Here is a 10,539-nt window from a genome sequence, read left to right as displayed (position 1 = left end):
CCTCCGGCGACCGGCGCACCCGCTCCTCGAACAACCCCACCAACGTCACCGACGGCACCGGATGTGCCGTGTCGTTCCACACCTCGAGCACCCGCGACCGCTCCACCGGCTCGAGGATCTCCAGGTCGCCCACCGCCACCGACGGATCCGCCACCACCTCCTCGAGCACCCGCACGAACCGCGCCGCGAACCCCGCCACCGTCGACGCATCGAAAAGATCCGTCGCATAGGTGATCTCGGCGACGAGCCCGTCGGCGCGGCCGTCGTCCGAGGACTCGGACAGCGTCAGCTGCAGGTCGAACTTCGCCACCGAGGTATCGATGGCCTGCGTCTCCAGGACGAGACGGGGCAGCTCCACGTGGGTCGACCCGAGATTCTGGAAGGCCAGCATGACCTGGAACAGCGGGTGCCGCGCCGTCGACCGGGCGGGATTGAGCACCTCCACCAGCCGCTCGAACGGCACGTCCGCGTGCGCGAACGCCCCGAGCGCCGCCTCGCGGGCCCGGGCGAGCTGCTCGGTGAACGGCCGGTTCGGGTCCACCTGGGTGCGCAGCACCAGGGTGTTGACGAACATGCCGACCACGTTGTCGAGTTCCTGCTCGCCGCGGCCGGCCACCGGGGTGCCGATGGCGATGTCGTCGGTGCCCGACAACCGCGCCAGCAGCACCGACAGCGCCGCGTGCACCACCATGAACAGGGTGGTGCCCTGCCGGCGCGCGACCTCGTCGAGCGCGGAGTGGATCTCGGAGGACACGACGAATCGTTCGGTCCCGCCGCGGAACGACTGCCGTGCCGGCCGGGGCCGGTCCGACGGCAGGTCGAGCTGGTCGGGCAGCCCGGCGAGGGTGTTGCGCCAGTACGCGAGCTGATCGGCGATCAGCGACTCCGGGTCGCCCTCGGAGCCGAGCAGTTCGTGCTGCCACAGCGTGTAGTCCGCGTACTGCACCGGCAGCGGCGGCCACGCGGGGCGCTCCCACTCGATGCGCGCGGCGTAGGCGGCCATGACGTCGCGCGCGACGGGTCCCATCGACCAGCCGTCGGCGGAGATGTGGTGCATGACGATCGCGAGCACGTGCTCGGTCGGGCCGATCTCGAACAGGTGGGCCCGGATGGGCACCTCGCGGGTCACGTCGAACCCGGTGGATGCCAGCGCCGAGATCTCCTGCTGCAGATCCTCTTCCGTGATCAACGTGGGCGTCAGGTTGGGCACCGCCGTGGCGGCGTCCGTGACGACCTGCATCGGCCCGTCCGGCCCTTCCGGGTAGACGGTGCGAAGCGACTCGTGCCGGTCGATGACGTCCATGATCGCGACCTGCAGCGCGGTGATGTCGAGCTCACCGGACAGCCGCAGGGCGAACGGCAGGTTGTAGGTGGCCGACTCGGGCTCGAATCGGTTGAGGAACCACATGCGCTGCTGGGCCAGGGACAGCGGGATCCGGTCGGGGCGCGGCCGGGCCACGAGCGGGATGCGCCGACCCGCGCCGGCCCGGTGTTCGACCCGCGCGGCCAGCGCGACGACGGTCGACGCCTCGAACAGCAGGCGCACGGGCACCTGGGTGTCGAGGGCCGCGCCGAGCCGGGACACGAGTTGTGTCGCGACGAGCGAGTTGCCGCCGAGTTCGAAGAAGTCGTCGTCCAGTCCGACGCGGTCGATACCGAGGACGTCCTCGAACGTGCCCGCGACGATCTCCTCGATCGGCGTGGTGGGGGCGCGGAAGGTCCGCGCCTCGAACACCGGCTCGGGCAGTGCCTTGCGGTCCACCTTCCCGTTCGGGGTGAGGGGGACGATGTCGAGGACGACGCACACCGAGGGGACCATGTAGGACGGCAGGAATCCGGCGACGTACTCGGTGAGTTCGTCGCTGTCGAGGCCGGCCTCGCCGTGGACATAGGTGACGAGAGTGGTCTGGCCCGAGGGCGTCTCGTGCCCGATCGTGGTGGCGAAGTCGACGGCGGGGTGGGACAGGAAGGCGGCGTCGATCTCACCGAGCTCGATGCGGTAACCGCGGACCTTGACCTGGAAGTCGGTCCGTCCGGCGTACACCAGCCGGTCCTCGTCGTCCCACCGCACGACGTCCCCGGTGCGGTACATGCGCTCGCCCGGCGCGCCGAACGGGGAGGCGAGGAAGCGGTCCGCCGTCAGCGCCGGTCGCCGGTGGTAGCCACGGGCGAGGGCGTCCCCGGTCAGGTACAGCTCGCCGGACACGCCGACCGGGACGGGGTGCAGACGCGGGTCGAGCACCAGGGCACCGACCCCGGCGACGGGCGTGCCGATGGTGATGGGCTCCCCGGGGCGCAGTTCGCCACGGGTGGTGACGATCGTGGTCTCGGTGGGGCCGTACGCATTGAAGTAGCGGCGGCCCGGAGACCAGCGGGCGACCAGGTCGCCGGTGGAGACGTCGCCGCCGACGTTGAGGACGCGCAACGTGTCGAGGTCGCGGGGGTCGACCGAACCGAGCACGGCGGGAGTGATGACGGCGTGGGTCACCCCGTGCGCCTTGATCAGGTCGTGCAGTTCGGTGCCGCCCAGCACGTTCGCGGGGGTCACCACGAGCTCGGCGCCGGAGGCGCCGGCCATCAGCCACTCGAGCACCGACGGGTCGAAGCTGGGCGCGCACACGTGCAGCACCCGGGACCGGTCGGTGACGCCGTAGAGTTCGACGCTCTCCTGGACCAGCGCGGCGAGCCCGTGGTGGGTCACGGCGACCCCCTTCGGCAGGCCCGTCGAGCCCGAGGTGTAGATCATGTACGCGACGTGGTCCAGGCGCAGCGAGGCGAGCCGGTCCGCGTCGCGGACGGGCGCGGCGGACGCCCGCGCGATCGCCGCGACGGTCTCGGCGTCGTCCAGGGCGTTCCAGTCGAAGTCCGCGGGCAGCCCCGGCAGGTGCCCGACGGTGGTCAGTCCGAGCACGGCGCCGGAGTCCCCGACGATGTGCCGGATGCGCTCGATCGGGTGCGCGGGATCGATCGGCACGTACGCGGCGCCGGTCTTGGCTACGGCCCACACGCAGTGCACCATCTCCGCCGAACGCGGGAATGCCAGTGCCACAATCGTTTCGGGACCGACGCCACTGTCGATGAGGACCCGCGCGAGACGATTGGACCACTCGTCGAGCTCGCGGTAGGTGAGAGCGGAGTCGCCGCACCGGACGGCGACCGTGTCGGGAGCGAGATCCGCACCGGCCGTGAGCAACTCGACGAGCGGCCGCTCGCTGCGGTGGAGCCCGGGGCCACGGACCGAGGCGAGCCGCGCCGACTCCTCGGGCGCAAGGATGTCGATGTCACCGACGGGCGTGGCGGCGTCGGCGACGATCGCCTCGAGGATCCGCACGAAACGCTGCCCGAAGACGTCGACGGTGTCGGCGTCGAACAGGTCGGTCGCGTACTCGAACACGGCGTCGACACCGGCCGGGCGGCCCGCGTCGTCGGTGCGCTCGACGAGCCACAGCTGCAGGTCGAACTTCGCGATCGGTACGTCCAGCTCGGCCGCGGTGGCGCGCACGCCGGAGAACGAGATGTCGCGCGTGCCCGGAGATTCCACGGCGAGCGCGGCCTGGAACAGCGGGTGACGGGCCGTGGAACGGGGCGGCTTGAGGACCTCCACGAGCCGCTCGAACGGGACGTCCGCGTTGGAGAAGGCGCTCAGGTCGGAGTCGCGGACCCGGTCGAGGAGTTCCTCGAAGCGCGCCCCCGGATCGACCCGGGTGCGCAGCACCAGCGTGTTGACGAACATGCCGATCAGGTCGTCGAGGAGACGATCGCCGCGGCCGGCGACGACGCTGCCGACGGTGATGTCGTCGGATCCGCTCAGCCTCGACAGGAGCACGGCGTAGGCGGAGTGCATCACCATGAACAGCGACGCCTGATGCGAGCGGGCCACCTCGGCCAGCCCCCGGTGGGTCTCGGGCGAGATCCCGAAGCGGCGCTTGCCGCCCCGGTAGGAGGCGACCGCCGGGCGGGGCCGGTCCGCGGGCAGGTCGAGCTGATCCGGGATGCCCTCGAGTTCGCGGGTCCAGTAGGCGATCTGCTGCGCAGAGATCGAGTCCGGGTCGGATTCGAGACCGAGCACATCGCGCTGCCACAGCGCGTAGTCGGCGTACTGCACCGGCAGCGGGGACCAGGCCGGTTCGGAGCCGGCGGCCCGCGCCGCGTACGCGGCCACGATGTCGCGCACGAGCGGCTCGAAGGACGATCCGTCCGCGGCGATGTGGTGCAGCACCATCGCCAGGACGAACTCGTCGTCCGCCAGGCGATACAGCGCGATCCGGAACGGCAGGTCGACGGTGACGTCGAATCCGCGCTCGGCCAGCGCCACGACCCGGGCGAGCAGATCGGACGCGGCGACGTCGAGGACGGGCACACGGCTGTCGACGTGTTCGACCGGCAGGATCACCTGCTGCGGTTCGCCGTCGACCGCCGGGTAGACGGTGCGCAGCGTCTCGTGCCGGGCGACGACGTCGCCGAAGGCGGCGTCGAGGGCAGCGGGATCGAGCGGACCGGTCAGCCGCACCGTGAAGGGCAGGTTGTAGGCGGCGGTGCCGACGTCGAACCGGTTGAGGAACCAGATCCGCTGCTGCGCCGTCGAGAGCGGCAGCACGTCCGGCCGCGAGCCCGCCACGAGCGGCCGGCGGGCCCCGGACCCGGACTGGCGCGCCACCCGGGCGGCGAGACCCACGACGGTGGAGGACTCGAACAGCACCCGCACCGGCACCTGGGTGTCGAGTGCGGAGCCGATCCGGGACACCAGCTGAGTGGCGACGAGCGAGTTGCCACCGAGTTCGAAGAAGTCGTCGTCGAGGCCCACCTCGGCGACCCCGAGCACCTCGGAGAACGTCTCGGCCACGATCCGTTCGGCGGCGGTGCGCGGCGCCCGGAACATGCGGGCGCTGTTGAACACCGGCTCGGGCAGGGCCTTGCGGTCGAGCTTGCCGCTGGTGTTGAGCGGGAACGCCTCGAGCACCATCAGCGAGGCCGGCACCATGTACGACGGGAGCGCCCGCCCGAGCGCCTCGGTCAGCGCCTCGGTGTCGATCGCGTGCCCGGGGGCGGCGACGAGGTAGCCGACGAGCTGGTCGCCCGTCGCCGTGGGCACCACGAGCACGACGGCCTGCGACACCTCCGGGGCGGCGAGCAGGACCGTCTCGATCTCGCCCAGCTCGATCCGCTGGCCGCGGAACTTGACCTGGAAGTCGGTGCGGCCGATGTAGTCGAGGTATCCGCCACCGTCCGCGCCGAGGCGCCACAGCACGAGGTCGCCGGTGCGGTACATCCGGTCGCCGGGCGCACCGAACGGATCGGCGAGGAACCGGTCGGCGGTGAGGTCGGGGCGGCGCAGGTAACCGCGCGCGAGCTGGACACCGGCGAGATACAGCTCGCCGGGCCGGCCGGGCGGCACAGGGCGCAGCCGGTGGTCGAGGACGTAGGCGCGGCTGTTCCACTGCGGCACGCCGATCGGGACGGTGGTCACGTCCTCGGGTCCGGCGCGGTGGTAGGTGATCGAGACCGCGGCCTCGGTGGGTCCGTAGAGGTTGTGCAGCTGCGCGTTGCACAACTGGGCGAACGCCGCGGCCGTCTCCGCCGGCAGGGCCTCGCCGATCACGAACACGTGCCGCAGCGTGTCGCACGAGCCGGGGCGGGCATTGGCGACGAACACGGTGAGCATCGACGGGACGAAGTCGGTGACGGTGACGCCGTGCGCGGCGATCTTGTCGGCCACGTACATCGGGTCGCGGTGGCCGTCCGGGGTGGCGACGACCAGGGTCGCACCGACGCGCAGCGGCATGAAGAAGCCCCACAGCGACACGTCGAACGTCGTCGCGGTCTTCTGCAGGTACACGTCGGACGCCGACAGCGCGTACTGGTCGTTCATCCACCGGATCTGGTTGTCGATCGCCCGGTGGGTGACGGCGACGCCCTTGGGCCGCCCCGTGGAGCCGGAGGTGAAGATGACGTAGGCGGTGGTGTCGAGGCGCACCGGCGCGAGCCGGTCGGCGTCGGCGAGCGGGCGCGTGTCCAGGCCGGTGAGGTCGAGGCGGTCGATCTCGACCACGTCGAGGCCGGCAGGCAGGTCCGCCTCGTCGCGCGCGGTCGTGACCACGCAGACGGGCCGGGCCGTCTCGAGGATGTAGGCGGTCCGGTCCGCGGGATGGTCCGGGTCGATCGGCACCCAGGCGCCGCCGGCCTTGACGATCGCGTACATGCCGACGAGCAGTTCCAGGGAGCGCCGCACCGACAGCCCGACCAGGGACTCGGGTCCCACGCCGCGGGCGACGAGCAGCCGCGCGAGCGCGTTCGCGCGGGCGTCGAACTCGGCGTACGTCAGGCTCTCGCCCTCGTACACGAGGGCCGGGGCGTCCGGTGTGCGCGCCACCTGCTCCTCGAACGCCTCCAGCAGCGTGCGGTGGTCGAGGGGGTGCTCGGTGCGGTTCCACTCGGTGAGCACCTGGGCGGTCTCGGTGCCCGTTCCGAGGGGCAGGTCCCAGACGCGCCGGTCGGGATCGGAGGCGACGAACCGGTCGAAGAACTCCACGAACCGGGAGTGGTGCGCACGGGACTCCTGCGCGCCGTAGAGGTTGGGGTTGGACTCGAAGTCGATGTGGGTGTGCGTGCCGCCGCTCTTGTAGACGTTGACGCCGAGGTCCTCGATGAGACCGGTGGACAGGATGTTGATCCGTCCCACCATGTCGCCGAGGCGGACCTCGTTGTCGAACAGCATGATGTTGATCCACGGCCCGAAGAACGTCGAGCGGCCGCCGGCCGCGTTGCCGGCGTCGCGGACGATGTCCTCGTGGCGGTACCGCTGGTGCCGCAGCGCACCGGAGACCGCGGCGGTGGCCGCCTCCACGAGCTGCCGCACGGTGGTGCCGGAGTCCACGTCGAGCCGCAACGGCACCACGTTGGAGACCATGCTGCCGGACCGGCGCAGCACCGCGGTGGTCCGCGCGGCGACGGGCAGGCTGAGCACGACGTCGGTGCGGCCGGTCATCTGGGCCATGTAGGCGGCGAAGGCGGCGATGACCGCGGTCGCGAGGCTGGTGTTCTCGCGTTCGGTGAAGCTGTCGACGAGCCGCTCGACGCGGTCGCCGAGGGCGGCGCTGTCGATCCGGCTGACGGGGGCCGGCGGGGCGGTGCGGCCGGCCAGGCTGGTGGGTTCCTCGATGCCCTCGATGACCGTCGACCAGTACTCGCGGTCGGTGTGGAACCGGGGTGAGTTCCGGTACGCGATCTCGGCCTCGTACACGGTGCGCACGTCCGAGGCCTTGTTGGGGCTGGGCTCGGCGCCTTCGACGGCGGCGGTGTAGAGCTCCGCGATGCGCGTCATGAAGGTGGCGGCACCGAAACCGTCCAGGGCGAGGTGGTGGACGCGGTTGTACCAGAAGTAGCGGCGCTCGCCGATCTGCAGGACGGTGGCCACGATGAGCCGGTCCTTGAGCACGTCGACCGGCGTGCTGCGGTCGGCGCGCATCCATTCGAGCGCGGCCTCGCGAGGGTTCTCCGCCGCCCGCAGGTCGACGAACCCGAGCGGCGCCTCGAGGCTGGGATCGACCAGCTGGTAGGGCTGCGCGTCGACCTCGAGGAAGCGCAGGAAGCCGGACCCCATCTCGAGGGCGGCGCGGGCGCTGGACTCCCGGAGCAGGTCGACATCGAGGTCGCCGACGAGCTCGACGTACTGGGCGATGTTCGCGGGCACGGAAGGATCGACGTGTTGCGCGAACCACATCCCGAGCTGCGCCGGGGAGAGGGGGAAGGCACCGTCCGGCACGTTCGCCGCGTTCGTGTTCGTCGCACCCGATCCGCCGACACCCAGCGAGTCCAAACCCCAACCTCTCTCTCACCGTCGGACGCAGGCCCGACCGTCGCGCCCGGTGGCCCGGGCGAGCACCGTGCTCAGGTATATCTGCAGTTCAGGGGAGGAGCGTTACACGGCGGACAACGGCGCGAACGCCGCGAGACCCGCCGGGACAACGATCCCCCCGCCTGTCGGCGCGGAGCTGCCCGAGCAGGTTACTCGCCGGTCGCCTTCCGGCCGCGTGACTTGCGCACCGGACCAATCTACAGGGTCGGTAAGGTCGGCTTCATCTTCGCCGCCGGGGGTGTCGGAGCCGTCACCACAGCACGGCGATGACGACGTTGAGGACACCGAGAGCACCGGCCGCGTGTGCGAGGGCGGCGGTCGAGCCCGGGTTCTGCCGTTCCTTCTTCATGCCGACGATCGCGAGGACGAGGATGACGACGGCGACGACGAGCTTGATACCGATCTTCATGTGGTTCAGGTCGGCGTCGTTCGCCTCGTTGAGCCCGACCAGTGCGAGACCGGTCACCACCTGCAGGATCGCGCCGTGCAGCATGCCGGCCACCACGCGCGGTTCCTTGATCACGGCGAGCCAGGAGCCGATGATCCCGGCGAGGCCGATGAAGTGCAGGATGAGGAAGATCTTGATCGCGACGTCCATGCGGCCATCGGATCACCCGAGCAGGACGGATGTCCAATCAGGCTCACCCCACCGGATGCGCCGTCCGGTGACGCGGGTCACCGCGGCTCCTTCCGCTGCCCCGCGTACCAGTCGAGCAGCTCCGGCGCGTCGACCGCGCTGCGATCCACCGTGCGCGCCGCGTCGGCGCCCTGGAAGAGCCGCTTGATCGGCACCTCGAGCTTCTTGCCGGTGCGGGTGTGCGGCACACCGGGGGCGGCGACGATGTCGTCGGGGACGTGCCGCGGCGAGGCCTGCTCCCGGATGACCGCGCGGATCTTCTCCCGCAGCTCGTCGTCGAGCTCGACCCCGTCGGCGAGCACCACGAACAGCGGCATCCAGTAGCCGCCGTCCGGCTGCTCGGCGCCGATCACGAGCGCCTCGACGACCTCCGGGAGTTTCTCGACGGCCTGATAGATGTCGGCGCTGCCCATCCGGACGCCGTGCCGGTTGAGCGTCGAGTCGGAGCGCCCGTGCATCTCCACGGTCCCGCGCCCGGTGATCGTGATCCAGTCGCCGTGCCGCCACACCCCGGGATAGACGGAGAAGTACGCCTCGCGGTAGCGGTGCCCGTCCGGGTCGTTCCAGAAACGGACCGGCATCGACGGCATGGGTGCGGTCACCACGAGCTCCCCCACGTCGCCGCGGACCGGGCGGCCGTGTTCGTCGTACGCGTCGAGTGCGACGCCGAGGTACGGCACCGACAGCTCGCCCGGCCACACCGGGACGGTGCGCACCGCGCCGACGAAGGCCGACACCACGTCGGTGCCGCCGGTGATGGACATCACCGGGACGTGTTCGCCGACGTTCTCCGCCAGCCACCGCGACGAGGACGCGGGCAGCGTGGACCCGGTGACCCCGACGGCCCGCAACGCGGACAGGTCGTGGTCCCGCCGGGGTACGACGCCCGCCTTGATGCAGGCGAGCACGTAGCCGGGACTCGTGCCGAGGACGGTGACCCGTTCCTCCGCGGCGATCCGCCACAGCCGGTCGACCCGCGGGTGTGACGGGCTGCCGTCGTAGCAGACGATCGTGGCCCCGACGAGCAGCCCGGCCGCCTGGAAGTTCCACATCATCCAGCTCGGGCTGGTGTACCAGAGGAAGGTGTCGTCGGGCCCGAGGTCGGTGTGCAGCGAGACCGCCTTGAGATGCTCGAGCACCACCCCGCCGTGCCCGTGCACGATGCCCTTCGGCAGGCCGGTGGTCCCGGAGGAGAACACGACCCACAACGGATGGTCGAACGGCACCGGCTCGGGGTCGAGGGGTTGGGCCCCGACGGTCGCCGCCTCCCAGGTGAGCGCGCCTTCGAGGTCCTGCCGCGGACCACCGAGCCGGGGCACCACGACGGTCAGCGCCAGCGACGGCAACCCCTCCCGCAGCCGGCCGACCGCCTCGGCGCGGGGGTGGGTGCGGCCGGCGAACCGGTAGCCGTCGGCGGTGATCAGGGCAGCGGGGTCGAGTTGCCCGAGCCGGTCCAGGGCTGCGGGGGCCGAGTAGTCCTGGCCGCAGGCCGCCCACACGGCGCCGATGCTCGCGGTGGCGAGCAGCGCGACCACGGCCTCCGGGATGTTCGGCAGGTAGCCGACGACGCGGTCACCGACGCCGATGCCGTGCTCGCGCAGCGTGGCGGCCAGCGCGGCCGCCTGCCTGCGCAGTTCGGCCCAGCCCAGCTCGGTGCGTTCCCCGTCCTCGCCGACGTACACGATCGCCGGGCGGTCGTCGCGCGCGTGCCGCAGGGCCTGCTCCACGTAGTTCAGTCGCGCCCCGGGGAACCAGACCGCCCCGGGCATCGAGGCGTCGGCCAGCGCCGGTCCCGGATCGGTGCGCGACCGCACGTCGAACCAGTCCCACACGTCCTGCCAGAACCGCCCGAGGTCGTCGACGGACCACCGCCACAGAGCGTGGTAGTCGGGAAGAGAGAGGCCGTGGCGCTGCTCGACAGGCGGCGATACCGGCCAGGCGCATAGCGTCGGACCCGAACAGAGTCGCCGTCGCCGCCTGGTACAGCTCCGGCGTCATCTGCCCGGCGGCGTCCTCGAGCTGTTCGAACAGCGAACCAAGACCGACG

The 10,539-nt window shown here is 71.5% G+C and carries 2 protein-coding genes and 1 pseudogene; all 3 read right to left on the bottom strand.

Annotation, left to right across the window (positions count from 1 at the left end):
- Positions 1–7,816 (bottom strand): amino acid adenylation domain-containing protein (locus AIIKEEIJ_RS07500; protein ID WP_161995333.1); only part of this gene is annotated, 7,816 nt, incomplete at its 3' end.
- A 289-nt stretch (positions 7,817–8,105) separates the two neighbouring features.
- Complete coding sequence (locus AIIKEEIJ_RS07495; RefSeq protein WP_006939718.1) at positions 8,106–8,453, bottom strand: hypothetical protein; 348 nt, start codon at positions 8,451–8,453, stop codon at positions 8,106–8,108.
- A gap of 77 nt (positions 8,454–8,530) precedes the next feature.
- A pseudogene (locus AIIKEEIJ_RS07490) lies at positions 8,531–10,411 on the bottom strand (acetoacetate--CoA ligase); the annotation flags it as partial.
- Positions 10,412–10,539 lie beyond the last annotated feature (128 nt).

This window comes from Rhodococcus sp. YH1 (assembly GCF_009939605.1).
GTDB classification, from domain to species: domain Bacteria; phylum Actinomycetota; class Actinomycetes; order Mycobacteriales; family Mycobacteriaceae; genus Rhodococcus; species Rhodococcus aetherivorans.
This window is presented reverse-complemented; position numbering and strand designations above follow the sequence as displayed.